Origin of the sequence: Nonomuraea cypriaca (assembly GCF_015645445.1) — a bacterium.
GTDB classification, from domain to species: Bacteria; Actinomycetota; Actinomycetes; order Streptosporangiales; family Streptosporangiaceae; genus Nonomuraea; species Nonomuraea cypriaca.
The window spans coordinates 1-26,228 of sequence record NZ_JADOGI010000042.1 but is presented as its reverse complement, the minus strand read 5'-3'; the positions used below and the strand labels follow the sequence as shown (position 1 = coordinate 26,228).

General features: G+C 71.6%; 27 protein-coding genes and 1 riboswitch. Of the genes, 24 read left to right on the top strand and 3 right to left on the bottom strand.

What is annotated here, in order from left to right:
* Nucleotides 1-30: 30 nt before the first annotated feature.
* From metK to ITP53_RS16150, 23 genes are all read left to right on the top strand, one after another.
* Entirely contained in the window at nucleotides 31-1,218 is a 1,188-nt protein-coding gene (gene metK / locus ITP53_RS16260; protein ID WP_195896226.1) for a methionine adenosyltransferase, read from the top strand.
* A 635-nt stretch (nucleotides 1,219-1,853) separates the two neighbouring features.
* Nucleotides 1,854-4,163, top strand: a complete 2,310-nt coding sequence (locus tag ITP53_RS16255; RefSeq protein ID WP_195896225.1) for a primosomal protein N' — start codon at nucleotides 1,854-1,856, stop codon at nucleotides 4,161-4,163.
* A gap of 49 nt (nucleotides 4,164-4,212) precedes the next feature.
* Nucleotides 4,213-5,682: a hypothetical protein gene (locus ITP53_RS16250; protein WP_195896224.1), complete on the top strand. Its 1,470-nt coding sequence runs from the start codon at nucleotides 4,213-4,215 to the stop codon at nucleotides 5,680-5,682.
* A 37-nt stretch (nucleotides 5,683-5,719) separates the two neighbouring features.
* Nucleotides 5,720-7,066, top strand: coding sequence for a hypothetical protein (locus tag ITP53_RS16245; protein WP_195896223.1), 1,347 nt, complete (start codon nucleotides 5,720-5,722; stop codon nucleotides 7,064-7,066).
* A 110-nt stretch (nucleotides 7,067-7,176) separates the two neighbouring features.
* Nucleotides 7,177-7,725: a peptide deformylase gene (gene def, locus ITP53_RS16240; protein WP_195896222.1), complete on the top strand. Its 549-nt coding sequence runs from the start codon at nucleotides 7,177-7,179 to the stop codon at nucleotides 7,723-7,725.
* 4 nt (nucleotides 7,726-7,729) lie between these two features.
* Entirely contained in the window at nucleotides 7,730-8,656 is a 927-nt protein-coding gene (gene fmt, locus ITP53_RS16235; RefSeq protein WP_195896221.1) for a methionyl-tRNA formyltransferase, read from the top strand.
* On the top strand, nucleotides 8,653-9,258 hold the full coding sequence (locus ITP53_RS16230) for a hypothetical protein (RefSeq protein WP_195896260.1): 606 nt from the start codon (nucleotides 8,653-8,655) through the stop codon (nucleotides 9,256-9,258). Before fmt ends, ITP53_RS16230 begins: the two co-directional genes overlap by 4 nt.
* Before the next feature lie 16 nt (nucleotides 9,259-9,274).
* Nucleotides 9,275-10,912 (top strand): RsmB/NOP family class I SAM-dependent RNA methyltransferase, encoded by a 1,638-nt coding sequence (locus ITP53_RS57500; RefSeq protein WP_195896220.1) that lies wholly within the window; start codon nucleotides 9,275-9,277, stop codon nucleotides 10,910-10,912.
* 307 nt (nucleotides 10,913-11,219) lie between these two features.
* Nucleotides 11,220-11,594 carry a helix-turn-helix transcriptional regulator gene (locus ITP53_RS16220; protein WP_236050867.1) on the top strand — a complete coding sequence of 125 codons (375 nt, stop codon included), beginning with the start codon at nucleotides 11,220-11,222 and terminating at the stop codon, nucleotides 11,592-11,594.
* Nucleotides 11,595-11,604: 10 nt separating this feature from the next.
* Entirely contained in the window at nucleotides 11,605-12,021 is a 417-nt protein-coding gene (locus ITP53_RS16215) for a VOC family protein (protein WP_195896218.1), read from the top strand.
* Nucleotides 12,022-12,082: 61 nt separating this feature from the next.
* The gene (locus tag ITP53_RS16210) at nucleotides 12,083-13,051 is read left to right on the top strand and encodes a phosphatase PAP2 family protein (protein WP_195896217.1); all 969 of its coding nucleotides are present in this window, start codon (nucleotides 12,083-12,085) and stop codon (nucleotides 13,049-13,051) included.
* Nucleotides 13,052-13,063: 12 nt separating this feature from the next.
* Nucleotides 13,064-13,741 carry a ribulose-phosphate 3-epimerase gene (rpe, locus tag ITP53_RS16205; protein ID WP_195896216.1) on the top strand — a complete coding sequence of 226 codons (678 nt, stop codon included), beginning with the start codon at nucleotides 13,064-13,066 and terminating at the stop codon, nucleotides 13,739-13,741.
* A gap of 35 nt (nucleotides 13,742-13,776) precedes the next feature.
* Complete coding sequence (locus ITP53_RS16200; protein ID WP_195896215.1) at nucleotides 13,777-14,586, top strand: oxygenase MpaB family protein; 810 nt, start codon at nucleotides 13,777-13,779, stop codon at nucleotides 14,584-14,586.
* Between the two features lie 63 nt (nucleotides 14,587-14,649).
* A riboswitch (FMN riboswitch) is annotated at nucleotides 14,650-14,780 on the top strand.
* Between the two features lie 105 nt (nucleotides 14,781-14,885).
* Nucleotides 14,886-16,052: a bifunctional diaminohydroxyphosphoribosylaminopyrimidine deaminase/5-amino-6-(5-phosphoribosylamino)uracil reductase RibD gene (gene ribD, locus ITP53_RS16195; RefSeq protein ID WP_328814681.1), complete on the top strand. Its 1,167-nt coding sequence runs from the start codon at nucleotides 14,886-14,888 to the stop codon at nucleotides 16,050-16,052.
* The gene (locus ITP53_RS16190) at nucleotides 16,052-16,642 is read left to right on the top strand and encodes a riboflavin synthase (RefSeq protein WP_195896214.1); all 591 of its coding nucleotides are present in this window, start codon (nucleotides 16,052-16,054) and stop codon (nucleotides 16,640-16,642) included. Before ribD ends, ITP53_RS16190 begins: the two co-directional genes overlap by 1 nt.
* Complete coding sequence (locus ITP53_RS16185) at nucleotides 16,639-17,298, top strand: nicotinamide mononucleotide transporter family protein (RefSeq protein ID WP_195896213.1); 660 nt, start codon at nucleotides 16,639-16,641, stop codon at nucleotides 17,296-17,298. Before ITP53_RS16190 ends, ITP53_RS16185 begins: the two co-directional genes overlap by 4 nt.
* Nucleotides 17,295-18,536, top strand: coding sequence for a bifunctional 3,4-dihydroxy-2-butanone-4-phosphate synthase/GTP cyclohydrolase II (locus ITP53_RS16180; RefSeq protein ID WP_195896212.1), 1,242 nt, complete (start codon nucleotides 17,295-17,297; stop codon nucleotides 18,534-18,536). The genes ITP53_RS16185 and ITP53_RS16180 overlap by 4 nt, the downstream gene beginning before the upstream one ends.
* Complete coding sequence (gene ribH / locus ITP53_RS16175; protein ID WP_195896211.1) at nucleotides 18,533-19,000, top strand: 6,7-dimethyl-8-ribityllumazine synthase; 468 nt, start codon at nucleotides 18,533-18,535, stop codon at nucleotides 18,998-19,000. The genes ITP53_RS16180 and ribH overlap by 4 nt, the downstream gene beginning before the upstream one ends.
* Before the next feature lie 134 nt (nucleotides 19,001-19,134).
* Nucleotides 19,135-19,587, top strand: a complete 453-nt coding sequence (locus ITP53_RS16170; RefSeq protein WP_195896210.1) for a PH domain-containing protein — start codon at nucleotides 19,135-19,137, stop codon at nucleotides 19,585-19,587.
* Between the two features lie 91 nt (nucleotides 19,588-19,678).
* Entirely contained in the window at nucleotides 19,679-20,545 is an 867-nt protein-coding gene (locus ITP53_RS16165; RefSeq protein ID WP_195896255.1) for an AAA family ATPase, read from the top strand.
* Entirely contained in the window at nucleotides 20,538-21,611 is a 1,074-nt protein-coding gene (locus tag ITP53_RS16160) for a vWA domain-containing protein (protein WP_195896209.1), read from the top strand. Before ITP53_RS16165 ends, ITP53_RS16160 begins: the two co-directional genes overlap by 8 nt.
* Nucleotides 21,604-22,707, top strand: coding sequence for an XdhC family protein (locus ITP53_RS16155; protein WP_195896208.1), 1,104 nt, complete (start codon nucleotides 21,604-21,606; stop codon nucleotides 22,705-22,707). The genes ITP53_RS16160 and ITP53_RS16155 overlap by 8 nt, the downstream gene beginning before the upstream one ends.
* On the top strand, nucleotides 22,704-23,270 hold the full coding sequence (locus ITP53_RS16150; RefSeq protein ID WP_195896207.1) for a nucleotidyltransferase family protein: 567 nt from the start codon (nucleotides 22,704-22,706) through the stop codon (nucleotides 23,268-23,270). Before ITP53_RS16155 ends, ITP53_RS16150 begins: the two co-directional genes overlap by 4 nt.
* 6 nt (nucleotides 23,271-23,276) lie before the next feature.
* Here the strand turns inward: ITP53_RS16150 and ITP53_RS16145 are convergent, their stop codons facing one another.
* Nucleotides 23,277-24,164 carry an endonuclease/exonuclease/phosphatase family protein gene (locus ITP53_RS16145; protein WP_207756022.1) on the bottom strand — a complete coding sequence of 296 codons (888 nt, stop codon included), beginning with the start codon at nucleotides 24,162-24,164 and terminating at the stop codon, nucleotides 23,277-23,279.
* A gap of 91 nt (nucleotides 24,165-24,255) precedes the next feature.
* Between ITP53_RS16145 and ITP53_RS16140 the strand changes: the two genes are divergently transcribed.
* Nucleotides 24,256-25,296 (top strand): LLM class F420-dependent oxidoreductase, encoded by a 1,041-nt coding sequence (locus tag ITP53_RS16140; RefSeq protein WP_195896206.1) that lies wholly within the window; start codon nucleotides 24,256-24,258, stop codon nucleotides 25,294-25,296.
* 15 nt (nucleotides 25,297-25,311) lie between these two features.
* Here the strand turns inward: ITP53_RS16140 and ITP53_RS16135 are convergent, their stop codons facing one another.
* Both ITP53_RS16135 and ITP53_RS16130 read right to left on the bottom strand, forming a co-directional pair.
* A complete protein-coding gene (locus tag ITP53_RS16135) occupies nucleotides 25,312-25,521 on the bottom strand; it encodes a helix-turn-helix domain-containing protein (RefSeq protein ID WP_195896205.1) in 210 nt (69 codons plus the stop codon).
* Nucleotides 25,521-26,096, bottom strand: a complete 576-nt coding sequence (locus ITP53_RS16130) for a DUF2975 domain-containing protein (RefSeq protein ID WP_195896204.1) — start codon at nucleotides 26,094-26,096, stop codon at nucleotides 25,521-25,523. Before ITP53_RS16130 ends, ITP53_RS16135 begins: the two co-directional genes overlap by 1 nt.
* Nucleotides 26,097-26,228: the final 132 nt, after the last annotated feature.

Here is a 26,228-nt window from a genome sequence, read left to right as displayed (position 1 = left end):
TCAGCAGCCGCTGCATGAGGAGCCACTGAGTTGTCACGTCGCCTGTTCACCTCCGAGTCGGTCACCGAGGGCCACCCGGACAAGATCGCCGACCAGATCAGTGACGCGATTCTCGACACCATGCTCAAAGACGACCCCAAGAGCCGGGTCGCCGTCGAGACGATGATCACTACCGGCCAGGTCCACGTCGCAGGCGAGGTGACGACTGAGACCTACGTCGACATCCCCGGCGTCATCAGGGAGAAGATCCTTGAGATCGGTTACGACGCCTCCCACAAGGGCTTCGACGGCGCCTCGTGCGGCGTGTCGGTGTCCATCGGGGCGCAGTCGCCCGACATCGCCCAGGGCGTCGACGACGCCTACGAGCACCGCGTGGGCGAGGAAGACGACGAGCTCGACCGTCAGGGCGCGGGCGACCAGGGCCTCATGTTCGGCTACGCCTGCCGCGAGACGCCCGAGCTGATGCCGCTGCCGATCACGCTCGCCCACCGGCTGGCCCAGCGCCTGTCGGCGGTCCGCAAGTCAGGCACGGTGCCCTACCTGCGCCCCGACGGCAAGACCCAGGTCACGATCGAGTACGACGGCGACACCCCCGTCCGGCTCGACACCGTGGTCGTCTCCACGCAGCACGCGGCCGAGATCGACCTCAAGGAGATGCTGACGCCCGACATCAAGGAGCACGTGGTCGACCCGGTGCTCGCGGGCCTCGACATCGACACCGAGGGCTACCGGCTGCTGGTCAACCCGACCGGACGCTTCGAGATCGGCGGCCCGATGGGCGACGCGGGCCTGACCGGTCGCAAGATCATCATTGACACCTACGGCGGCATGGCTCGTCACGGTGGCGGGGCGTTCTCCGGCAAGGACCCGTCCAAGGTGGACCGCTCGGCGGCCTACGCGATGCGCTGGGTGGCCAAGAACGTCGTGGCGGCGGGGCTGGCCGACCGGTGCGAGGTTCAGGTGGCGTACGCGATCGGCAAGGCCCAGCCCGTGGGCCTGTTCGTGGAGTGCTTCGGCACCGAGAAGCTGCCGGTGGAGAAGATCCAGACCGCCGTGCTGCAGGTGTTCGACCTGCGCCCGGCCGCGATCATCCGCGACCTCGACCTGCTGCGCCCGATCTACTCGGAGACCGCCGCCTACGGCCACTTCGGCCGCGACGGCTTCTCCTGGGAGTCCACCGACCGCGCCGAGACCCTCCGCACGGCCGCCGGCCTCTGACATCTGCCCAGCCGCCGGCGTCCCGGGCTTCCTCCGAGACGCCGGCGGTCACGGCACCAGGCCCGCTCCCAGGCGTTGCGGTGTCCGGGGGAGTTCCGTGTTGGGGTGTCCGGGGTGCTGCGTGAGGTTGCGGTGCCCGGCCTCCTGGCGTTGCGACGTCTGTGGCGTTGCGATGTCCGGACCACCCCGCGTTGTGGTGTCCGGGCGCTCCGTGGCCTTGCGGTGTTCGGGGCGCTGACCGGCGTTGCGGTGTTCGGTCCTATTCGTGCTGCCGTGTCTGGCGATATCTGGCGTTGCGGCATCTGGAGTGCCACTCCGTGTCCGGGCCTCTCGCTTGGCGTTGTGATGCCCCCAGGGGGCTGCCGGCCTCGCGGTGGCCCGTGACTTGTTCAGGGCGACACAAGGGTCTCGGCGGTCGTCCATCTCGTCCGGGACCGGCGGACCCGGCTGCCCGCTTTCGCCGCCGGTTACTGGCTTCGTTCGTTCACGAAGAATCAGGGAGCGGGCGGGACACCGGGGTCTCTTCGCGGAGGTGGCCGGGTGGGGGCCGGAACGCCGCTGAGCCATGTGCCGGCGGGTTGTCCGTGATGGTGGCGGCGGGCGTTCGGGGTGGTCGGGTCTGGTAGACGTTAGGCGTGACCGACTCCGACGACGCCCTCCTGCCGCTCGACGCCGTGCGGCCCCCAGCGTCGTCGAAGGACACCAAAGGGGCTCCCGTCCCCGCCCCCGAGCAGCCCGTGGCGAGGGTGGCGGTGGACAACCCGCTGCCACACCTCGACCGGCCCTTCGACTACCTGGTGCCCGCCGCCATGCACGAGACGGCCACGCCGGGGGTGCGGGTGCGAGTGCGGTTCGCGGGCAAGCTGGTCGACGGGTTCCTGCTGGAACGAGCCGACGACACCGACCACGACGGCAGGCTGACCCCGCTCGAACGCGTGGTGTCCCCTGAGCAGGTGCTCACGCCGGAGATCGCCGGCCTGGCCAGAGCGGTCGCCGACCGGTACGCGGGCACCCTGGCCGACGTGCTCCGCCTCGCCGTCCCGCCCCGCCACGCCAGGGCCGAGGCGGAGACCCCTGCGCCGGCCGCCGTCTCGGAAACACCCCAGGCGCCGGCCGCCGTCTCGGAAACGCCCCAGCCGCCGGCCGCCTCAGAGACTCCCCCCACAGCCGCTGCGGAGACGCCCTCAGCACCCGCTGGCATCGCCTCGGAAACGTCTTCGGCAGCCGCCGCCGTCGTCGTCTCGGAAACTCCCGAGGCGCCGGACGAGAGCGCCTGGGAGGCGTACCCCACCGGCCCCTCGTTCCTGGACGCGCTGCGCGACGGGCGGGTGCCCCGCGCGGTGTGGTCGGCCCTGCCCGGCGCCAGAGGCTGGGCGGTCGCGGTGGCCGAGGCGGTGCGGGCGACGCTGGACGGCGGCAGGGGAGCGGTCGTCGTGGTTCCCGACGGCAAGGACGTGACGCTGGCCGACCGCGAGTTCGAGCGGCTGCTCGGCGCGGGCAGGCACGTGGCGCTCACCGCCGACCTCGGCCCGGCCGAGCGGTACAGGCGGTGGCTGAAGGTGCTGAGAGGCCAGGTACGCGCCGTCGTCGGCACCAGGGCCGCCATGTTCGCCCCCGTCGCCGAGCTCGGCCTGGTGGCCATCTGGGACGACGGCGACGACCTGCACGCCGAACGCCTGTCCCCGTACCCGCACGCCCGCGAGGTCCTCGGACTGAGGGCGCACCGGACGGGCGCGGCCATGCTCATCGGCGGCTACACGCGCACCGCCGAGGCGACGCAACTCGTCGCCACCCGCTGGGCCAGGCCGATCGTGGCCGCCCGCACGACCATCAGGACCCTCGCCCCCCGGGTACGCCCGGCCGGTGAGGACGCCGAACTGGCCAAGGACCAGGCCGCCCGCCAGGCCAGGCTGCCCAGCATCGCCTGGCGGGCCCTGCGCCAGGGGCTGGAGAGCGGGCCCGTGCTGGTGCAGGTTCCGAGACGGGGATACCTGCCCGCGCTGGCCTGCCGGCACTGCCGTACCCCCGCCCGCTGCGTCCTGCCCCCCACGCGCGAGCCCGCCGGCGCCCCGGAGCCGCGCTCCGCGATGGCGGGGGCGATCCCGCTCACCGGTCCTGGACGGGCGCGCGCCGAGGACGAGGGGGGCGCTTCGATCGGCCTGTCGGGACCAGGGCTGCTCTGCCATGGTCCGCTCGCGCTCAGAGGCGGCCACGCGGCCCCCTACTGCCGCTGGTGCGGCCGGGTGGACGCCGACTGGCGGTGCCCGTCCTGCGGCAGTCCCAGGCTGCGCGCCGCGGTCACCGGCGCCAGGCGCACCGCGGAGGAGCTCGGCCGGGCCTTCCCCTCGGTGCAGGTGCGCACGTCCGGCCGTGACGGCGTCCTGGCCACCGTGCCGCCCGCCCGCGCACTGGTCGTCGCCACACCCGGCGCGGAACCGGTGGCCGAAGGCGGCTACGCGGCGGCCGTGCTGCTCGACACGTGGGCGTTGCTCGGCCGGGCCGACCTGCGGGCCGCCGAGGAGGCGCTGCGCCGCTGGATGAACGCCGCCGCGCTGCTCCGCCCCGCCGCCGAGCTGGTCGTGCTGGGGGACGCCGCGCTGCCCGCCGTACAGGCTCTGCTGAGGTGGGATCCCGTCACCCACGCCGAGCGCGAACTCGGCGACCGCGCAGAGCTGGGCTTCCCCCCGGCCGTGCGGATGGCGACGCTCACCGGCGCGGCGAGCGCCGTCAGACAGATGCTCGACGAAGTACGCCTCCCGCCCGGCGCCCAGGTGCTCGGCCCCGTTCCCGTCGACGAGACCGGCCAGGAACGCGCCATGATCCGGGTGCGCCGCGGCGGCGGCTCCGCGCTGGCCGCCGCGCTCAAGGGGGCCAGTGGGGTGCGTGCGGCGCGTAAGACGCAGGATGTCGTGAGGGTGACTGTCGACCCACTCGACCTGATTTAGACCATTTCCCCGATTCGCTCATCCGTTGGCCAGCCGTTAGCGTGCCCCTGTGTCGATCGAATGGGTGAACCAGGTCATCGACGACCTGCGTGCTTGGGGGCGCGCGCGGGAAGTCGAAGTGGACGCGGACGAGGTCCGCCTGCTCTGCGACTACTCCAGTGACTACCTCAACGTCAGCGAACTCGGCGACTTCACCCCCGAGACCTTTGACGAGTTGCTGCTGTCCATCTACCCGCGCAAGGTCATCGCGCCCCCCGAGAGCGCGCAGGAGACCGTCGCCGCCGCGCGCACCCTGGTCGACTACCTCAGCGCGGCGGGCGCGGTGCCGGAGCCGACGGCGATGCGGATGCGGGCCAGGCTCGACGACATCGCGCCGCGCATGACCGAGGCGCTCGCCGACCCCGCCAACTTCGGCATGGCCAAGAGCCTTTTCAGCTCAATCGGCCCCGAATCGCTCGAGCAGTCGATCGCCATTCCGTCCGGCGAGCTGCCCGACCTGGGGGAGGCGCCCTGCGACTGTCCCGGCTGCACACCCCTGCCCGCCGCGCGGCTGGCCCCGCCCGAGGATCTGACGGCCGCGCTGCCAAGCGTTCCCATGCTGGCCGAGCAGCCCCTGCCAGACGACGGCGACCCGCTGGCCGCGTGGGCGCAGGCCGTGGCCCGCGTCGTCGAGCACGGCACGGAGGGGTCGGTCACCGGATGGCCCGAGCTCGACGAGGGCCTCTATGACCTGTTCGACATGCTCTACCGGCTCCAGGTGCGGGTCCCGGTCACCGTGATCGGCGACTACCTCGGGGAGATCGCGGGCGACGGGGAGATCGACCTGACCGCCGTGCTTGACCGGCTGGCCTGGCACGGCATGCTCCAGGTCAGCGGCGACAGCGCCCAGCTCACCCCCCTCGCGGTCTGGGGGCTGCGCGAGCACTACCTCTCGCTCGGGCTCGACGCTCCGCAGGCCGCCGACCTGGCCGAGACCGACGCGCTCGGGCTCATCGAAGGGCTGCTCGACGGCGTGCCCACCGAGATCGCCGAGGACGACATCAGCCGCTGGCTGACCGGCAGGACTCCGGGCGAGGCCGCAGCCACCCTGCTGGCCGCCGCCTCAGGCGCGCCCTCCGTGGCCCGCGGGATCGCCGTCTCCATCGTCGACCGGCTGAGCGCCGAGGCCGCGCCGCAGGTACGCGACCACCTCGACGACCCGGAGCTGCGGCCGCACGCCATCCACTGGTTGTCCGCCAGAGGGCTGCCCGCGCCGCCGCTCACCCAGGAGGAGCTGCTCTGGGTCAGCATCGACATGCTGGCGCTGGCGATGCCCGCGGCCGAGGAGGACCCCGAGATCTTCGCCGAGAACATGGCGGCCTCCGGCCCGCCCGCCCATATGATCGAGGAGATGTGGCGGGTCGACCACCCCGACGTGGTCGAGGTTCTGGAGCTGCTCGGCCGGTTCATTCCCGATGACACGGTCGCCAAGGCGGCGCGCAAGGCGGCGTTCAAAGCGCGCTCCCGAGCCATCCGTTGAGTACGTGCATGTGACTCCTGTGCAGTAAGTTTCGTGGGTGGCAAACAACGTCTTCGACCTCGCCGAGCTGCGCAAGCTGATCGATGAGCAGGCCGCCGTGCCTCCACGGCCACCTGAGGAGACTCGCGTGGAGCATGAGGCGCTGACGTTCCCGCCGGTGCTGCTGGCGCCCGACGCCGATCTGGCCAGGGCGGTGCCCGCGGTGCCCCTCGTGGCCGACGCCATCAGGCTCACCGCCTGGACCGGCAGCCGCCAGGCCGGCGCCGACGGGCACCTGAGCGAGGCCGACGCCGCGGCCGCGGCCCAGGAACTCGGTCTGGTCCCCACGCGGCTGCGGCTGGCCTGGATCGTCGCCGTCAACGCCGGGCTGCTGCGCATCGCCGGCGGCCGGGCCTCCAGGGGGCCGCTGTCGATGCGGCTCACCGTGGAGGCCACCCTGGAGCTCTGGGACGGCGTCGTCATGGACGTGCTCGACCGCGCCGACGAGGGCCTCACCGGCTCGGCCGTGGTCGACGTCCACCTGGCCGAGATGCTCGCCACGATCTACTCCGTACGCTCCGGCGTCGCCGTCGCCAACCTCGCCCGCGGCATCCTCCAGTCCCACGAGGTCGCCTTCGCGCCGGGCCCCGTCGAGATGCGCAGGATCGCCGCCGCCCTGCCCGCCGAGTTGCTCGACGCGCTGGCGCTGCTCGCGTACTGCGGCCTGGTCGAGCAGACCGCCGCGGGCCGCACCGCGCTCACCCCGCTCGGCGTCTGGGCCATCCGCCGTGACCTGCTGCGCGAGGGCCATGACGCGCCGACCGCCGCCGAGGTGCAGGTGTTCGCCGACCTGTCCGCGGCCGAACTCGTCGAGGCGCTGGTCAAGGGCTCGGCCACGCAGAGCGCCGTCGCCGGCTGGCTGGAGCGCCGCCCGCCCGAGTCCGCCGCCCGCGACCTGATCGAGATAGCCGCGTCCGGCACGGCCGGCCAGCGCGGCGCGGTCGGCGCCATCCTGGAGGAGCTCGGCCCCGAGGCGGAGCAGCCCGTCAGGGAGGCGCTCGACCACCCGCTGATGCGCCGCTACGCCGCCTCCTGGCTGCACATCCGCGACCTCGAGGCCCCGCCGTTGAGCCCGGCGGACCACACCTGGATCGCGGTCGACTCCCTGGCCGCCCTCATGCACCTGTCAGGCCCGGCCGCGGGCCGGCTCGACACGCCCGAGCCAGGGGAGGACCTGATCAAACTGGTCGGCGAGATGCCCGCGGTCGGCCATCCCGACACGATCGCGGTGCTCGACATGCTGGCCACCGCCCACGACGACCAGGCCGTCGTCAAGGCGGCGCGCAAGGCCGCGATGAAGGCGCGCTCGGTGGGGCACCCACGTCCAGCGGCTCGCCCCAGGTGACGGGGCGGTCCCTCGAGACTGGTCGCGCCGTCGCTCGTCCGCCGCAGGTGACGGGGTCCGCGCCTGCATTAAACTGAGCTGATCCACGCTTGAGAAACGGAGTGACCCCCTTGGCGATCCAGTCGATCCGGCTGTTCGGAGACCCGGTGTTGCGCAGCCCGGCGGCCCCGGTCGCCGACTTCGACAAGGAGCTCCGCAAACTGGTCAAAGACCTCACCGACACGATGATGGACGCCCCCGGCGCGGGCCTGGCGGCACCCCAGATCGGCGTCGGGCTGCGCGTGTTCACCTACTACGTGGACGACCAGCTCGGCCACCTGATCAACCCCGACCTCGACCTGTCGTCCGAGATCGACGAGGAGGGCGAGGAGGGCTGCCTGTCCTTCCCCGGGCTGTCGTTCCCGACGCCACGCGCCATCCGCGCCGTCGCCAAGGGCTTCGACATGTACGGCGAGCCCGTCGTCCTCGAGGGCACCGACCTGATGGCCCGCTGCTTCCAGCACGAGACCGACCACCTCGACGGCATCCTGTTCATCGACCGCATGGACCCCAAGCAGCGCAAGCTGGCCATGAAGGCCGTCCGCGAGGCCGAGTGGAGCGGCCTGGCCGCCCCGGTCATCAAGGCCTCGCCCCACGCCACCGGCGGAAAGGCGCTCTGAGATCATGCGTCTGGTCTTCGCGGGCACGCCAGAGACGGCGCTCCCGTCGCTGCGCACCCTGATCGACTCGCCGCGCCACGAGGTGGTGGCGGTCGTCACCCGCCCCGACGCCCAGTCGGGCCGGGGGCGCAGGGTCCACCCCTCGCCGGTGGCCGCGCTCGCGGAGGAGTCCGGCATCGAGGTGCTTCGTCCGCTGAAGGCCGGTGACCCCGCCTTCCTCGACCGGTTGCGCGCGCTTGAGCCCGACTGCTGCCCGGTGGTCGCGTACGGCGCGCTGCTGCCGCAGTCGGCGCTCGACGTGCCCCGGCACGGCTGGATCAACCTGCACTTCTCGATCCTGCCCGCCTGGCGCGGGGCCGCGCCCGTCCAGCACGCGATCCTGCACGGCGACGAGATCAGCGGGGCGACCACGTTCCAGATCGTCAAGGAGCTGGACGCGGGCCCCGTCTACGGCGTGGTGACCGAGGAGATCCGCGCCACCGACACCAGCGGATCACTGCTGGAACGACTGTCGGTCTCCGGGGCGGAGCTGCTCGCCGCCACCCTCGACGGCGTCGAGGACGGCACCCTGGAGGCCCGGCCGCAGCCGGCGGACGGGGTGACCATCGCGCCCAAGATCTCCGTCGCCGACGCCAGGGTCGACTGGGCCAAGCCCGCCATGCACGTCGACCGCCTGATCCGGGCCTGCACGCCGAGCCCGGGAGCGTGGAGCGAGTTCAGAGGGCAGCGGGTGAAGCTCGGGCCGGTCCGGGTGGCCGCAGGGGAGCGGCTCGCGCCGGGCGAGATCGCCGCCACGAAGACGACGGTGCTGGTCGGGACGGCCACCGACGCGGTCGAGCTGGGCGAGGTGCAACCGCAGGGCAAGCGCTTGATGGGCGCGGGGGAGTGGGCCCGTGGAGTTCGCCCAGAGGGTAAAGAGATCTTCAAGTGACCGAGCGTGTCGATCAAGATGCAGCCGGTAACATGGACGCCATGACCACAACGCCTAGCGAGGCACTCGCTATCGTCGCGCGCATGGACAACCTCCGCGAAGACCAGGACGCCACTTTCAAGGTGCTCGGCGATGTGCGCGACGACTGTCGCGATATCAAGAGCCACGCCCGGCGGACGGAGTTTTCGCTGGAGAAGACGCAGGGCAAGGTTGCACGGATGGAGCAGAAGGTCGACAAGGCCCTCGGCGTGACCGTGCAGCTCGACCAGAAGTTCGACGGTCTGCAGACCACGGTGACCACCATCGACGGCCGGGTCGCTGTGCTCGAGACGGACGTCGCGATTCTCAAGACAGACGTCGCCGACCTCAAGACGGACGTCACGGTCCTTAAAGCGGATGTCGGAGTCCTGAAGACGGATGTCGGAGTCCTGAAGACGGATGTCGGAGTCCTGAAGACGGATGTCGGAGTCCTGAAGACGGATGTCGGGATCCTCAAGAGCGACGTCGCGGTTCTCAAGACCGATGTCGGGGAGCTCAAGACCGGCATGGTCGATGTCAAGGCGCTGCTCGGCCAGATGCTCGACAGGCTGCCACCGAAGTAAGTGAAAGTTTGAGGGGATGAAAAGCAGGGGGCACCAGGGGGACGCAGGCAGGGGCGGCGGGAGTCGTTCGCAGAGGCCGCGCAGACCGGCGCGCGACCCCGCGCGCAACGCGGCCTTCGACGTCGTGCGAGCCGTTGACGAGCGCGACGCGTACGCCAATCTGCTGCTGCCGCGCCTCCTGCGTGAACGTGGGATCCGGGGCCGCGACGCGGCCCTGGCCACCGAGCTCGCGTACGGGACGCTGCGCGGGCTCGGCACCTACGACGCCGTCATCGAGACGTGCAGCGACCGTGCGCCCGACCCGGACGTACGCGACGCGCTGCGGCTCGGCGCGCATCAGCTGCTGCGCATGCGCGTCCCGCCACACGCGGCCGTCGGCACCACCGTCGATCTGGTACGCCTGCGCATCGGTGCCGGCGCGGCCAAGTTCGTCAACGCGGTCCTGCGCAAGATCGGCTCCAGGACGCTCGAAGAATGGGTGCCCATCGTCGCGCCCGACCCCGCCGAGGATCCCGTCGGGCACCTCGCCGTCGCCTACGGACATCCACGGTGGATCGTCTCCGTCTTCCGCGACGCCCTGGGCGGGAGCGACGAGGTGGCCGACCTGCTCGACGCCGACAACGCCCGTCCCCTGGTGACGCTGGTCGCGCGGCCGGGGCGTAGTTCGGTGGCGGAGCTCGAAGACTCGGGCGCCATCCCGGCCCGCTACTCGCCGTACGCCGCCTATCTGCGTGAGGGCGACCCCGGGCAGATCGGGGCCATCGCCGAGACACGTGCCGCCGTGCAGGACGAGGCCAGCCAGCTGGTGGCGCTCGCCCTGACCCGGGTGCCGGTCGAGGGCAAGGGCGAGGAGCTGTGGCTCGACATGTGCGCCGGTCCCGGCGGCAAGGCGGGGCTCCTCGACGCCATCGCCACCCACGGCGACCTCGCCGGACTGGCCACGGCCGGCAAGAGCGCCGGCACCCATGCGGCTGCCGCCCACGGCAAGGGTGCCCAGGTTGCGGGTGGTGACGGTGCCGGGCGCGGTGAGGGTGCCCAGGTCATGGTTGGCGGCGGTGCTGCTGGTCATGGCGAGGCCGCGGGAGATGCCGGGACCGGCGGCCGCGGTGATGGGGGTGCCGCCGTGGGTCGCGGGGATGGCGTCGTTGTTGAGGCGTTTGCGGGTGGGGCGCGGCTGGTGGCCGTCGACGTGCAGCCGCACCGGGCGCGGCTGGTCTGGCAGACCACCAGGGACGCGGTGGTGGTCACCGCGGACGGCACGGAGCCGGCGTGGCGGCCGGGGGTGTTCGATCGGGTCATGCTCGATGTTCCCTGCACCGGGCTGGGCGCGTTGCGGCGCCGGCCCGAGGCACGGTGGCGGCGGGATCCGGCGGGCGTCGCCGAGCTGGGGAAGCTGCAGCGGCGGCTGCTCGACACGGCGCTCGACGCCGTACGTCCTGGCGGAGTCGTCGCGTACGTCACCTGCTCGCCGCACCTGGCCGAGACTCGGGTCGTGGTCGGGGACGTCCTCGCCCGCAGGGGCGATGCCGAGCAGCTCGACGCGCGTGACTACCTGCCTGAGGTCGGCGGCCTGGGTGAAGGGCCGCACGCCCAGTTCTGGCCGCACCGGCACGGCACCGACGCCATGTTCCTGGCCCTGCTCCGCAAGCGCTAGAGCGTCGGTCATGTGTCGCTGATGGCGTTTGTGGTCACTCTTCCTGATCGCGCGGTTTGGGTCAGGGAGAGGATCCATGATTCATGCGTCCCAGAGCGTGGCAGCCGCCGATGGAGCCGTTCCCGGCTGAGCAGGCCGTCATCAAGGCGATGACGGGCCAAGTCGTTCGTCTTCCTGCGCCTGCATCGGCGAGCTGTTCGATGAGGCTTTCCAGGATGGCGTCGGCGGTGCCTGGCGCCAGGCGCTGTGGGATGCTGGTCGTGTGACGTTGGAGGACCTAGTACGGCTGCGCCGCGCCCGTGACCTGATGGACCGCGAATACGCGAAGCCGCTCGACATTCCCGCGCTGGCGCGCGTCGCCTTCATGTCGCCGGGCCATTTCTCGCGCAGCTTTCGCGCCGCCTACGGGGAGACTCCGTACAGCTACCTGATGACGCGCCGGATCGAGCGGGCCAAGGCGTTGCTGCGCCGGGGCGACCTGACGGTGACGGAGGTCTGCTTCGCGGTCGGCTGTACATCGCTGGGGTCGTTCAGTTCGCGGTTCACCGAGCTGGTCGGCGAGAGCCCGAGCTCATACCGGGCGCGCCCCCATGACGAGGGCGCCGCCATCCCGGCCTGCATGGCCAAGATCTACACGCGACCGGTCAGGAACGGAGAAGCGAAACCGGCTTCCGGCCCGTAGCGTGAAGCACATGGACATCAAGCTTTCAACGTGCTTCATCGCCGTCGACGACCATGACAAGGCGCTCGCCTTCTACCGGGACGTTCTGGGCATGGAAGTGCGCAACGACGTCGGGTTCGAGGGCATGCGGTGGGTGACCGTCGGGGCGCCGTCGCAGCCCGGTGTGGACATCGTCCTCGAACCGCCCCTCGCGGACCCGAACGCCTCGCCCGCCGACAAGGAGACCATGGCGGAACTCCTGGCGAAGGGCCTGCTGCGCGGCGTCATCTTCATGACCGACGACTGCGACGCCACCTTCGAGCGCATCCGCGCAGCGGGCGGCGAGGTGCTGCAGGAGCCGGTCGACCAGCCGTACGGCGTTCGCGACTGCGCCTTCCGCGATCCCTCAGGCAACATGCTGCGCTTCAACCAGCCTCGCAGGCGGTGAGCTCTGGTCCCGCGAACCGGGCGCCGCCCTCGGATGTGATCCGATCGACCCTGTGGACTTCATGAACGACCTTCACAGAGCCGAGCTGGAGCTCATCGTGTGGCTTCAGCAGTGGCCGGAGTGGGTCCGGCCGGTGTTGGATCTCGTCTCGGTGTTCGGCACGGACACGTTCTTCCTGCTGTGTCTGCCCGTCCTCTACTGGTGTGTCGACCCGGGGCTCGGCCTGCGCCTGGGGCTCACCGTCCTGGTGGCCGCCGTCACGAACACGATCGGCAAGCTCGCCGCGCACCAGCCCAGGCCGTACTGGATCGACGCCGGGGTGCGTCCCCTGTCCGTCGAGGAGAGCTTCGGGCTGCCGTCCGGGCACGCCCAGAACGGCACCGCCGGGTTAGGGCGGCTCGCCGTGATGGCAGGCAGGCCGTGGGCGTGGTGGACGGCGGGAGCGCTCGCGGCTCTCGTCTGCCTGAGCCGGGTCTACCTGGGCGTGCACTTCGTGTCGGACGTCGTGGCCGGGGCACTGCTGGGCGTGGCCGTGCTGGTGCTGGTCCTCAAGGTGGAACGGCCGTTGACCGCATGGTGGCTGGGACTGGCGCTGTGGAGACAGCTCGCGGCCTCCGTCGTGTCGTCCGTCGCGTTGATCGGCGCCGCCGCGCTGGCCAACGCGCTGTACGGCGGATGGTCCCCGCCCCTGTCGTGGAGCCCGGCGGGCCGGATCGCGCCCGAGAGTCTCGACACGATCGTCACCCTGTCGGGCGTGCTGCTCGGCACGCTCGCCGGAGCCTCGATCATGTACCGGCTCGGCTGGTTCGACGCGGGCGGGCCGCTCGGGCTCCGCGCCGCCCGCTGGTTGCTCGGCACGCTGGTGGCCGTGTTCATCTGGTACGTCCAGCGCGAGGTGCTGCCCCAGACCGGTCCGGTGAGGTACGCCGGATACGCGCTGCTGGCGCTCTGGGTGCACCTCGGGGCGCCGGTGACGTTCATCGGGCTCGGACTGATGTCCCGGGCGAGGCAGGCGCAGGCCGTTCACTAGACTTGGCCAATCATGGCCGTACAGATCTCGCCCAGCATCCTCGCCGCCGACTTCGCCAGGCTCGCCGACGAGGCCGCCGCCGTGCCCAATGCCGACTGGCTGCACGTCGACGTCATGGACTACCACTTCGTGCCCAACCTCACCCTGGGGCTGCCCGTGGTGGAGGCGCTGCGCAAGGCGACCGCGACGCCGCTCGACTGCCACCTCATGATCGACGATCCCGACCGCTGGGCGCCGCAGTACGCCGAGGCCGGGGCGGGCAGCGTCACCATCCACGCCGAGGCGGCCAAGGCGCCGGTCCGCACGCTGCGCGAGATCCGCTCGCTCGGCGCCAGGGCGGGGCTCGCGCTCAACCCGGCCACGGCCGTGGAGCCGTACGAAGACCTGCTCGGCGAGGTCGACATGCTGTTGCTGATGACCGTCGAGCCGGGGTTCGGCGGGCAGAAGTTCCTCGACGTCGTGTTGCCGAAGCTGAGGCGGACACGGGAGCTCATCGACCGGCACGGCGGCCGGATCTGGCTGCAGGTGGACGGGGGCGTGGACGCCGGCACCATCGAGCGTTGCGCCGAGGCGGGGGCCGACGTGTTCGTGGCGGGCAGCGCCGTCTACGGAGCCGCCGACCGGGTGGCCGCGATCGACGCTCTTCGCGCGGCTGCTGCCGTATATGCCCCGCCATCGGAAAAATTGTGACATGAACCACCCCTCGCCTGGGTAATTCTTCACTTATGAGCGACCATGGGATCTTCGGCCCGCGCTCGGTGACGTGGCGGGTGATGGGTGAGCCGATTCTGCTGGTCGGCGGCCTGCGCGCGCTGCTGATGCAGGGGCTGCACCCGAGGGCGATGCGCGGCGTGCTGCAGAACTCGGCGTTCATGGACCCGGGCGAGGCGTGGTCGCGTTTCGTACGCACCACCGAGTTCGTACGCGTGCGCACGTACGGCACCCGCGCCGAGGTGGAACGGGCCGGCCGCCGGGTGCGTAAGATCCACGCCAGTATGACCGCCTACGACCCCGACACCGGCGTCACCTTCCAGCTGGACGACCCGGCCGCCCTGCGCTGGGTCCACGTCGGGGAGGTGGACTCCTACCTGTCCATCGCCCGGCGGGCGGGCGTGCCGCTGTCGGACGCCGACGCGGACGCCTTCGTCGCGGAGTGGCGGCGGGCCGCCGAGGTCGTGGGGCTGACGGCGGATGAGGTGCCCGCATCGGTGGCCGAGCTGCGTGACTACATCGACGCCGAGCGGCCGGGGCTGCGGTTCGTCCCGGAGGCGGCCCATCCGCTGCGCCTGTCGCTGAACGCCCCGCTCCCGCGCCTGCTGACGCCGCTCAAGCCCGCGATGCCGGCGCTGATCATCCTCGCCTTCGCCACGCTGCCGCGCTGGGCCAGACGACTGTACGGACTGCCCGCCACGCCGGTCGGCGACCTGTGGGCGACCGCGACGCTGCGGACCTTGCACACCGGGATCGGCCTGGTCCCGGCCAGTGTCCGCTATGCCCCGTCGGCCAGGCGCGCCCGCCGGCTGATGGCCGCGTGAAATAGGGGTGGTAGGGCGGTCGCGTACGCCAATTCGGACATGGCACACTGGTAGCGAAAGAGCTAGCGTGCTCCGGGGTCGGTGAAATTCCGAACCGGCGGTGACAGTCCGCGACCCGGCCGATGCCATCGGCCGGTTGACTCGGTGAAATTCCGGGACCGACGGTTAAAGTCCGGATGGGAGGAAGCGCGCGAGGTGTCCGGTGTCCCAGCCGGGCGCCTGACGTGGTGCCATAGGCATCGTGAAAATCCCCCGGGGCCCGCCGTGGCTTGGAGCTACTGGCGAGTAGGAGACCCGGGGTGGAGATACCGGCGCAGGACGCCGCCCACATGGCGCGTGCCGTCGAACTGGCCGCGCGCGGACACGGCACCACCAGCCCCAATCCCGTCGTCGGCTGCGTCGTGCTCGACGGCTCAGGTGAGGTCGTCGGCGAGGGGTTCCACGCGTACGCGGGCGGGCCGCACGCCGAGGTCGTCGCCCTGGCGCAGGCGGAGGAGCGGGCCAGGGGCGGCACGGCGTACGTGACGCTCGAGCCCTGCGACCACACCGGCAGGACGGGGCCGTGCAGCCGGGCGCTGCTCGCCGCCGGAGTCGTGCGGGTCGTGGTCGCCGTGGCCGACCCCAGCCCGAAGGCAGCCGGCGGCGCGGCGCGGTTGCGGGCGCACGGGGTCGCGGTGACGTCCGGGGTTCTCGCCGACGCGGCTGAGCGGGTGAACGAGGAGTGGCTCACCTACGCCCGGCTCGGCAGGTCCCACGTGACCTGGAAGTTCGCCGCCACCCTGGACGGCCGGTCCGCCGCCGAGGACGGGACGAGCCAGTGGATCACCTCGCCCGAGGCGCGGGCCGACGTGCACCGGCTGCGGGCCGGCGCCGACGCGATCGTGGCGGGCATCGGCACGATCCTCGCCGACGACCCCCGGCTCACCGCCCGCCCCACCACCCGGGCCGCCCATTCCGACGCCGCGCGCCCCACTGCCCCGGCGGCGCGCCCAGAGGTCGCGGGGGCCAAGGAGGGGCCGCGCGTTCGTACGCCGCTGCGCGTGGTGATCGACAGTGAGGGCAGGACGCCGCCGGACGCCAGGGTGCTCGACGGCGCGGCGCCCACGCTCATAGCGGTCGCCGACGACGTCGACACCGATCTCAAGGCAGACCTCCTGCGCCTGCCCCGCCACCAGGACGGCCTGGACCCGCACGCCCTGCTGCGTGAGCTGGCGGCGCGCGAGGTCGTCAGCGTGTTCCTGGAAGGCGGTCCGACGCTGGCCGGCTCGTTCATGAGGCGGGGCCTGGTCGATCGCGTGGTCGCGTACCTCGCCCCGGCGTTGCTCGGCTCCGGCCGGGCCGCGCTCGGCGCGGCCGGGGTGCGGACGATCGGCGAGATCCACCGCCTGACATTTGATGATTTTTCCCAAATTGGGCCGGATCTACGGCTGATCGCCCGGCCCCATCACACAACCAGGGAGAAGTGATGTTCACCGGAATCATTGAGGAAAAGGGCGAAGTGGTGGCCATCGACCGGGCGGGCGGCGGAGCCCTGCTGTCGGTGCGCGGCCCGGTTGTCACCTCCGACGCCAGGCACGGCGACTCGATCGCGGTCAACGGTGTGTGCCTGACGGTCGTGGAGACCAAGGACGACGTGTTCACCGTCGACGTGATCAGGGAATCGCTCGACCGCAGCTCCCTCGGCGGCCTTGCCCCGGGCTCGGCGGTGAACCTGGAGCGGGCCGTACGCGCCGACCAGCGCCTGGGCGGCCACATCGTGCAGGGCCACGTGGACGGCACCGCCGTGCTGCTGTCGCGCGCCCCCGGCGAGAGCTGGGACGACCTGCGCTTCTCCCTCCCCAAGGCCCTCAGCCCGTACGTCGCCGAGAAGGGCTCGATCGCGATCGACGGAATCAGCCTGACGGTCACGACGGTTGAGGACGAAGGCTTCGGCGTGAGCCTCATCCCGACCACGCTGAAGCTCACCACCATGGGCGAACGCCAGGTGGGCGACCTGGTGAACATCGAGGTCGACGTGATCGCGAAGTATGTCGAGAGGCTGGTGGTCAGGCAATGAACTGGGCCGACGCGGGATTCGAGATATTCGGCACACACGTGCTCTGGACCGACCTGGCCGGCAACATCGCCGCCCTGTCCACGGTCGTGCTCGCGATGAGCAAGTCGATGTGGACCTGGCCGGTGCAGTTCGCCGGGTCGGTGCTGCTGTTCATCGCCTCCATCAACGCCCACATCACCGGCAACGCGCTCAAGCAGGCATTGTTCGCCGCCCTGGCGATCTACGGCTGGTGGGCGTGGCGGCGCGGCACCCAGGACGGCGGCAGGCTGGCCGTCCGCCCGGCCAAGACGTGGGAGAGAAGCCTGCTGGTCGGCCTCATGCTGGCGGGCACCGCCGTGGTCGGGTTCCTGTTCTATGTCACGGGCCTGTCGTGGGGTGCCGCCGAGCCGCTGCCCAAGGGCGCGTTCCTGGTGGCCGCCGACGCCTACATCTTCGTCGGCAGCGCGCTGGCGACCTGGGCGCAGGGGAGGGCGCTGGTGGACTTCTGGATCGTGTGGGTGGCCGTGGACCTGGTCGGAGTGCCGCTGGCGTTCAGCTCGGGCCTGGTCGTCTCCGGATACGTGTACGGGATCTTCTTCGTGCTGGTCCTGGTCGGTTTCGTGAAGTGGCTGCGGGAATACCGGACGGCCACGCTCAAGGTGGCGGTGGCCCAGTGAACGAGATCAAGCTCGACCCGATCGAGCGCGCCATCCAGGACATCCGCGACGGCAAGCCGGTCGTGGTCGTCGACGACGAGAACAGGGAGAACGAAGGCGACCTCATCTTCGCCGCGGTCAAGGCCACGCCGGAGCTGTGCACGTTCACGATCAGGCACACCAGCGGGATGATCTGCGTGGCCATGGAGGGCAAGGAGCTCGACCGGCTGGGCCTGCCGCTCATGGTCTTCCAGAACAAGGAACGCATGCGCACGGCGTACACGATCACCGTGGACGCCCGCGACGGCGTCACCACCGGCATCTCCGCGGCCGACCGGGCCAGGACGATCCGGACGCTCGCCGACTCCGCCACCGAGCCCAACGAGCTGGTGCGGCCGGGGCACATCTTCCCGCTGCGCTACCGCGAGGGCGGTGTGCTGGCCAGGCGCGGCCACACCGAGGCGGCCGTGGACCTGGCCAGGCTGGCCGGGCTGTCGGCGGCGGGCGCGCTGGCCGAGGTCGTCAACGACGACGGCACCATGGCCAGGCTGCCCGAGTTGCGCCGCTTCGCCGACGAGCACGACCTGGCGCTCGTCTCGATCGAGCAGCTCGTCGACCACCGCCGCCGCGCCGAGAGCATGGTCACCAGGGTCGCCGAGACGCGGCTGCCGAACGCCTACGGGATGTGGCGGGCGTACGGCTACTCCAGCGCGCTGGACGGCGGCGAGCACGTCGCGCTCGTCTACGGCGACCTGGACGGCGGCGAGAACGTTCTGGTCAGGGCCCACTCCGAATGCCTGACCGGCGACGTGTTCGGCTCGCTGCGCTGCGACTGCGGGGTGCAGCTCGACCACGCCATGGCGGCCGTCGCCGAGGAGGGCCGCGGCGTGATCGTCTACCTGCGCGGCCACGAGGGAAGGGGGATCGGCCTGCTGGCCAAGCTCAAGGCGTACAGCCTGCAGGACAACGGCAGCGACACCGTGGACGCCAACGTGGAGCTGGGGCTGCCGGTGGACGCGCGGGAGTTCTCCAACGCGGGGCAGATCCTCGCGGACCTCGGGGTCAAGTCGGTGCGGCTGCTCACCAACAACCCGGCCAAGCTCAAGGGCATGGACGGCTACGGCATCAAGGTGCTGGGCCGTGAGCCCATGCCCGTGGCCATGAACCCCTACAACGAGCGTTACCTCACGGCCAAGCGCGACAGGCTCGGCCACGACATCGCACCCGACATCACGTCTGATATCTCGGAGGCCTCATGAGCGGGGAAGGACGGCCGGCCGCCTCGGCGCCCGACGCCTCGGGACTGACGGTCGGGGTGGTGGCGGCCAGCTGGCATGCCAAGATCACCGATCAGCTCGTGTCCCGCGCCGTGCAGGCGTGCGACGACAGCGGCGCCACGGCCACGGTGGTACGGGTGCCGGGCTCACTGGAGATCCCAGTGGTCGCCCAGGCGCTGGCCCGCCGCTGTGACGCGGTGGTGGCGCTGGGCGCGGTCATCCGCGGCGAGACCGCCCATTTCGACTACGTCTGCGATTCGGTGACCTCGGGCCTGACCCGGATCTCGCTGGACGAGGAGACGCCGGTCGGTAACGGCGTACTCACCTGCGAGACGCTGGACCAGGCCCTCGACCGGTCGGGGCTGCCGGGGAGCAAGGAGGACAAGGGGTACGAATCGGTCGTGGCCGCGCTCGAGACCGCCCTCCTGCTGCGAGACCTCCACTGAGCCTGCCGCCCGGCCGCCGTGCCCGGCCGGCGTCCGGCCGTCGGGCCGTCGTGTCCGGCTGTCGTGCCTGGCCGGCGGTCCGGCGGCGGTCGGCTTGGGGGACTTCTCCCTCGGACCTGCGGTAGGTTTCCTTCGTGTCCGAGCCCGTGCCCCCTCCGCCCCTGCCCGTCACCTGGCGTCCCCGCCGGGGAAGGCTCGTCGCGTACGGCTTCGCCGTGCTGATCGTGCTGGGGGCGGTGGTCATGGCCGTCTTCATCGCCGAGCCGTTCAAGCTGCCCGACCGGCTGGCGATCGTGGCGTTCGGGTGCGTGGTGGCGTACGTGCTGCATCTGCTCGGCCGCGTCCGGGTGGAGGCCGACGAGCAGGGAGTCACCCTCGTCAACGCCCTCCGCACCCACCGCTACACGTGGCCGGAGATCCTGGAGATCACGCTGCTGGTGGGCGACCCGTGGCCGCGCATCGACTTCTCGGACGGGCGCACCATCGGCGCGATGGGCATCCAGGGCTCGGAGAAGGCCCGCGCCCGCCGGGCCACGGCCGAGCTCGCGGCCCTGATCCGGGAGCGCGGAGAAGCACGGGAAAACTGACCGGCATCGAGCCGGAAACCTGGCGCTCACCGTCGGGCCGGCGCGGGTGGCGACGTAGCCTGAAGAGGTGCTACGGCGGACAACCAGGGCGATGGACATCGAGTCGCCGGAGAAGCTCATCGAGCTGCTCGACCGGCACGCCTACCTGGCCGACGAAGGGCTGGCCACGGCCGCCTTCCTCGCGCTGCGGATGGGGCGGCCGCTGTTCCTCGAAGGGGAGGCGGGGGTCGGGAAGACAGAGCTGGCCAAGACTCTCGCGGCGCTGCTCGACGCGCCGCTGATACGGCTGCAGTGCTACGAGGGCCTCGACGCGGCCCAGGCGCTCTACGACTGGGACTTCGCGCGCCAGCTCCTCCACCTCAAAGCCGCGGAGGCCGCCGGGATCACCGACGTCGGCAGGCTCGAGGGGGAGATCTACGACCGGCGGTTCCTGATCGCGCGGCCGCTGCTGAAGGCGATCGAGACGCAGCCGAGCGTGCTGCTGGTCGACGAGATCGACCGGGCCGACGACGAGTTCGAGGCGTTCCTGCTCGAAGTGCTCTCCGACTTCACGATCTCGATTCCGGAGCTGGGCACGATCAAAGCCGGCACGCCGCCGGTGGTCGTGGTGACCTCCAACCGGACGCGGGAGGTGCACGACGCGCTCAAGCGGCGCTGCCTCTACCACTGGCTGGAGCACCCGGGCTTCGACCGCGAGGTCGCCATCCTGCTGCGGCGCCTGCCCGGCTGCACCGAGACGCTGGCCACGCAGGTGGCGCGGGCGGCCGAGCGGCTGCGGCGGGCCGGCCTGGTCAAGCCGCCGGGCGTCGCGGAGACGCTCGACTGGACCGAGGCGCTGCTGACGCTGGGCGCCAAGGAGCTCGACCCCGGCCGGGCCGCGGCCACGCTGGGCGCGGCGCTGAAATACCGCGAAGACGTCGCGCACGTCCTGGGCAACGGGCTGCTCACCCATGGATGAGCTGGCCGCCACCATGACCGGGTTCGCGAGGACGCTGCGCGCGGCCGGCGTCGCGGCCGACCACGAGCGGACCGAGAACCTGCTGAAGGCGCTCGACCACCTCGACGTGACCGATTCCGGCGAGGTCTACTGGGCCGGGCGGCTCACCCTGTGCGCCACGCCCGACGACCTGCCCAGGTACGACCGGTGCTTCGCCGCCTACTTCGGCGGCCAGAGGGCGGGCCTGGCCCGTACGAGCACGACGAGCGTCACCCGGCACCTCGCCGCGACGGCCGACGGCGAGAGCGGCGGCGACGACGGGACGGCGGCGCCTGCGACCGCCAGCGGGGCCGAGGTGCTGCGCCACCGCGACGTGGCCAGGCTGAGCGAGGCCGAGCGGGCCGAGGTGCACCGGATGCTGGCCATGCTGAGGGCCGGGCGGGAGCGGCGGCGCTCACGCCGTTTCGAGAGCGCCCACCGGGGCGGCCTGGACCAGCGCAGGACCATCCGCGACGCCCTCAGGAAGGGCGAGGTGGCCAGGCTCAGGCACCGGCGGCACGCCACCAGGCCGCGCACGGTCGTGCTGTTCGTGGACGTCAGCGGGTCGATGGCCCCGTACGCCGAGACGCTGCTGCGCTTCGCCCACGCGCTGGTCAGGAGCGAGCCCAGGGCCACGAGGGTCTACTCGGTCGGCACGAGGCTCACCCCGATCACGGCCGAGCTGCGGCACCGCGACCCCGGCACCGCGCTGAACGAGGTCTCCAAGGCCATCCCGGACTGGAGCGGCGGCACCCGCCTGGGCGAGGAACTCAAGGAATACCTCACCCGTTACAGCGCGAGGGGGACGATCACGGTGATCGCCTCGGACGGGTGGGAACGCGGTGATCCGGAGTTGCTGCGCACACAGATGGCCAGACTGGCCAGGCAGGCGCACCGGGTGATCTGGGTAAACCCACACAAGGGGTACGCGGACTATCAGCCGCTCACCGGCGGCATGCGGGCCGCCCTGCCCTACCTCGACGACCTGGTGGCCGGGCACAGCCTGGCCGCCTACGAGCGACTCAGCGAAAGGCTCGCGCATGCGTGACGTGCTGCCGGAGATCATGCGGTGGTGGAAGTCCGGGCACAGGTTCGGGCTGGCGACGGTGGTGGGCACGTGGAGCAGCGCGCCCAGGCCACCGGGCGCGGCCATGGCGGTGCGCGGCGAGGAGGTGGTCGGCAGCGTGTCCGGCGGGTGCGTCGAGGGCGCCGTCTACGAGCTGGCCGCCGAGATCGATCAGCCGGTCCTGCAGCGCTACGGCGTGAGCGACGACGACGCGTTCTCCGTCGGGCTGACCTGCGGCGGCATCATCGACATCCTGGTCGAGCCCATCTCGATGGAGACGTTCCCCGAGCTGGGAGAGGTCGCGGCGGCCATCGAGGCGCGTGAGCCGGTCGCCGTCGCCACGATCATCTCAGGCCCAGGCCAGGTCGGCGCCCGCCGGATCATCTGGCCGGAGCGCTCCTCGGGCACCCTCGGCCTCGAACGCCTCGACGAGGCCGTGGACGACGACGCCCGCGGCATGCTCGCCCAGGGCCTGACCGGCATCAGGCACTACGGCGGGCAGGGGGAGCGGCGGCTCGACGACCTGGCGGTGTTCGTGCACTCGTTCGCGCCGGCGCCGCGGCTGCTGGTGTTCGGGGCGATCGACTTCGCCGCGGCGGTGGCCAGGGTGGGCAAGTTCCTCGGCTACCACGTCACGGTCTGCGACGCCCGGCCGATCTTCGCCACCGCCAAGCGTTTCCCCGACGCCGACGAGGTGGTGGTCAAGTGGCCGCACGACTTCCTGGCCTCGGTGCGGGTGGACGAACGCACGGTGATCTGCGTGCTCACCCACGACCCCAAGTTCGACGTGCCGCTGCTGGAGGTGGCGCTGCGCACCGACGCGGGCTACGTGGGCGCCATGGGCTCGCGCCGCACCCACGAGGACCGGCTCGAACGGCTGCGCGAGGCCGGCCTCACCGACGCCGAGCTGGCCAGGCTGCGCTCGCCCATCGGCCTCGACCTCGGCGCGCGCACGCCCGAGGAGACGGCCGTCTCGATCGCCGCCGAGCTGATCCAGCTGCGGTGGGGCGGCACGGGCAGGCCGCTGTCCAGCACCACCGGCCGGATCCACCACGAGTCCTCCCTTGGGGCGCCATGAGATCGGCTGGGGTGGCCGGGCTGCTGCTGGCCGCGGGCCGTGGTGCCCGGCTGGGCACGCCCAAGGCACTGGTGGAGTACGCCGGCGAGCGGCTGGTCGACCGCGGCGTGCGGCTGCTGGAGGACGGCGGCTGCCACCCCGTCGTGGTCGTGCTCGGCGCGGCCACCGTGCAGGTGCGCGGCGCGATCGTGGTGCGCAACCCCGGCTGGGAGTCGGGCATGGGCTCGTCCCTGCGCGTCGGGCTCGCCGCGCTGCCGCCCGAGACGCGGGCCGTCGTCGTCGCGCTGGTCGACCAGCCGCTCATCCGCCCGGACGCGGTGCGCGCGCTGATGACCGCGGACTCCGGGCTGGCCGTCGCCACGTACGGCGGCCGGCGCAGGAACCCCGTCCTGATCGCCAGGGAGCACTTCGCCGAGGTGGCCGAGCTGGCCGTGGGCGACGTGGGGGCCAGGGCGTTCGTGAAGGCGCATCCCGAGCTGGTCACCGAGGTGCCGTGCGACGAGCACGGCGACCCGGCCGACATCGACACCCCCGAGGACCTGCGCCTCCTGCAACCGGAGTGACGTCGATCACAACCGGAGTGACGCGATCGCCGCCCGGTGGTCGCTGCCCGTCGCGGGCGCCACGCCGGCCTGGGTCGCCGTCATCCCCTTGAACAGGATGTGGTCCGGCCGGGTGATCGGGAACTCCGCCGGCCAGGTGAACCCGAACCCGTCGCCCGCCGCGCTCTGCGCGTCCGTCAGCGGCGGGGTCAGCCCCCGCATGCCGCGGTCGGTGGTGGCGGTGTTGAGGTCGCCGAGCAGCAGGATCCGCTTGCTGGGATCGGCGTCGATGAGTCTGCGCGCGCTCGCCAGCGAGGCGTCGCGCGAGGTGGTTGCCCCCGGCCGGGCCGAGGCCAGATGCATGACGTAGACCGTCACCTTGCCCTTGGGGGTGGTGACCACGGCGCGCAGGGCCCGCGCCCAGCCCATGCCGACGTCGAGCGCCCGCGTCTCGCTGATCGGGTAGCGGCTCCACAGGCCGACTGTGCTGACCGGGTAGTGGTACTTGAACATCTTGTTGAGCTGCTTGGCCGCGGGCCCGCCGCGGGTCAGCTCCTGGGCGGCCAGCAGGTCGAGGTCCTTGGCGATGACCCGCACGGCCTCGCCTGAGGCGTTGTTGCGCACGCCCACGTTGATCGTGCCGACGGCCAGGTCACTGGGCCCGCCCGGCGGCGTGCGGAACACCGTGGAGCCGAACATCGCCGCCCACACCACCCCAGGCGCCAGCGCCGCCGCGGTGGCGAGCCTGGAGCGTGCCATCATGGCCGCCACGAGGAGCAGCGGCACCGTGAGGCCGATCCACGGCAGCACGCTCTCCAGCACGGGCATGAATCCGCCGAACTCCGGGATCAGCTGATGACCGGCCAGGGCCACGGCCACCACGGCGGACACGACGATGACAACCCGTCTCAGCATTCGACCCAGGCTAGTGGCTCCCTCCCCGACACGCCGACGCGATAATCTGTTCCCGTCTGAACGGAACAACATTCGGTCTCGGGAGCCCCGCATGCGCATCGGTATGGGAATCACCTACTCGGGCGGCTTCAAGGAGACGGTCGCCGAACTGGCCGACTACGAGAAGGCGGGTCTCGACATCGTCTTCGTGGCCGAGGCCTACTCCTTCGACGCCGTCAGCCAGATGGGGTACATCGCGGCCAGGACCGAGCGGCTGGAGATCGCCTCAGGCATCCTGCCGATCTACTCGCGCACGCCGACGCTGCTGGCCATGACGGCCGCGGGCATGGACTACGTCTCCGACGGGCGCTTCACGCTCGGCATCGGCGCATCGGGGCCGCAGGTGATCGAGGGGTTCCACGGGGTGCCGTACACCGCGCCGCTCGGGCGTACCAGGGAGGTCATCGAGATCTGCCGCCGGGTGTGGCGGCGTGAGCGCCTGGAGTACGGCGGCAAGCACTACACCCTGCCTCTCCCGCCCGATCAGGGCACCGGCCTGGGCAAGCCCCTGAAGATCATCAACCATCCGGTACGCCCCCGCATCCCGATCGTGGTCGCCGCCATCGGGCCGAAGAACGTCGGGCTGGCCGCCGAGCTGGCCGAGGGCTGGGAGCCGATCTTCTACGTCCCAGAGAAGGCCGCCGGCGTCTGGGGCGCGCCGCTGGCCGCGGGCAAGGCCAAGCGGGACCCCGGGCTGGGCGAGCTCGACGTGATCGCGCAGGCGTCGCTGGCGATCGGGGACGACGTGGCCGGGCTGCTGGAGTTCGGGCGGCCGGTGGCGGCGCTCTACATCGGCGGCATGGGCGCCAAGGGCAGGAACTTCTACAACGACCTGGCCCGCCGCTACGGCTACGAGAAGGAGGCCGAGCAGATCCAGGACCTCTACCTCGAGGGCAAGAAGGAGGAGGCGGCGGCGCTGGTCCCGGCCGAGCTGCTGGAGCGGATGTCGCTGATCGGCAGCGAGGGGTTCGTACGCGACCGGGTGCGGGCGATGAAGGACTCCGGGGTCACCACGCTCAACGTGACGCCCCTGGGCAGGACGCACGAGGAGCGCGTGCGGCTGATCGAGCAGATCAAGGAGATCGCCGGGTAACGGGCCGCGTGGCCTTCATTCGTACGTGAGAAGGTCGCCAGGCTGGCAGCCGAGCGCCTCGCACAGGCGTGACAGCGTGGAGAAGCGGATCGCCTTGGCGTGCCCGTTCTTCAGTATCGACAGGTTGACCACGGTGATCTCCACGCGGTGCGACAGCTCGGTGAGCGTCATGCCCCGCTCCTGGAGCACCTCGTCGAGCCGGACCCTGATGACGCGTTCGCCCATCAGATCGTGGCCTCGACCTCTTCGAGCAGGAGCAGGCCACGCCGGACGATCTCGGACACGCCGAGCGCGGCGAAGCCCGCGACGAGGCCCCCGGACAGCTCGCCCCACGGCGGCAGGTAGAACGGATGGCTCTCCGCCAGCAGCATGGAAGCGAGTACGGCCTCCGCGACCATCCCGAGCACGGCCGACACGAGCGAGCCCGCGATCAGGATCCAGCCGAGGTCGTGCAGGTGGCCGGCGGTGACGGTGGAGAACAGCGCCCTGTCGCCCGACCTGGCCCTGCGCAGGGCACGCACGACCGCGAACAACGCGAGCAGCCCCGTCGCCGTGCCCGGGAACCACATGAGCAGGTAGAGCAGGCCGGCCAGCGGTGCGGCGCCGTCGGGGCGGGCCACCACCTCGGCGGTCACGTCGCCGATCGAGGCGCCGTCCGCCGCGAGGCCCGCGACAGGCAGGTCGAACACGCGCAGCGGGATGCCGATCCCGTTGGGCGTGCCGAAGAAGGCGATCATGACGCTCGCGCCGAGGGCGGTGAGCGCCCCCAGGCAGCCGAGGACGAGAGCGGTGCTCAGCAAGATCTCGAGTCTGGTGATCCATCGAGTTGGTATAACGATAATCGTAAACAACGAGATTCGTTATGTCCAGGCCGTCTGGGCCACGCGAGTGGGAGCGCGGGTGGGAGATGGCGGGGCGGGGGAGGCCGTGGG

Coding starts and splice junctions, on each gene's coding strand:
- fmt (WP_195896221.1), top strand. CDS start 7,730: ATGCGTCTGGTCTTCGCGGGCACGCCAGAGACGGCGCTCCCGTCGCTG.
- ITP53_RS57500 (WP_195896220.1), top strand. CDS start 9,275: ATGAAAAGCAGGGGGCACCAGGGGGACGCAGGCAGGGGCGGCGGGAGT.
- ITP53_RS16220 (WP_236050867.1), top strand. CDS start 11,220: ATGGACCGCGAATACGCGAAGCCGCTCGACATTCCCGCGCTGGCGCGC.
- ITP53_RS16215 (WP_195896218.1), top strand. CDS start 11,605: ATGGACATCAAGCTTTCAACGTGCTTCATCGCCGTCGACGACCATGAC.
- ITP53_RS16210 (WP_195896217.1), top strand. CDS start 12,083: ATGAACGACCTTCACAGAGCCGAGCTGGAGCTCATCGTGTGGCTTCAG.
- rpe (WP_195896216.1), top strand. CDS start 13,064: ATGGCCGTACAGATCTCGCCCAGCATCCTCGCCGCCGACTTCGCCAGG.
- ITP53_RS16200 (WP_195896215.1), top strand. CDS start 13,777: ATGAGCGACCATGGGATCTTCGGCCCGCGCTCGGTGACGTGGCGGGTG.
- ITP53_RS16190 (WP_195896214.1), top strand. CDS start 16,052: ATGTTCACCGGAATCATTGAGGAAAAGGGCGAAGTGGTGGCCATCGAC.
- ITP53_RS16185 (WP_195896213.1), top strand. CDS start 16,639: ATGAACTGGGCCGACGCGGGATTCGAGATATTCGGCACACACGTGCTC.
- ribH (WP_195896211.1), top strand. CDS start 18,533: ATGAGCGGGGAAGGACGGCCGGCCGCCTCGGCGCCCGACGCCTCGGGA.
- ITP53_RS16165 (WP_195896255.1), top strand. CDS start 19,679: ATGGACATCGAGTCGCCGGAGAAGCTCATCGAGCTGCTCGACCGGCAC.
- ITP53_RS16160 (WP_195896209.1), top strand. CDS start 20,538: ATGGATGAGCTGGCCGCCACCATGACCGGGTTCGCGAGGACGCTGCGC.
- ITP53_RS16155 (WP_195896208.1), top strand. CDS start 21,604: ATGCGTGACGTGCTGCCGGAGATCATGCGGTGGTGGAAGTCCGGGCAC.
- ITP53_RS16150 (WP_195896207.1), top strand. CDS start 22,704: ATGAGATCGGCTGGGGTGGCCGGGCTGCTGCTGGCCGCGGGCCGTGGT.
- ITP53_RS16145 (WP_207756022.1), bottom strand. CDS start 24,164: ATGCTGAGACGGGTTGTCATCGTCGTGTCCGCCGTGGTGGCCGTGGCC.
- ITP53_RS16140 (WP_195896206.1), top strand. CDS start 24,256: ATGCGCATCGGTATGGGAATCACCTACTCGGGCGGCTTCAAGGAGACG.
- ITP53_RS16135 (WP_195896205.1), bottom strand. CDS start 25,521: ATGGGCGAACGCGTCATCAGGGTCCGGCTCGACGAGGTGCTCCAGGAG.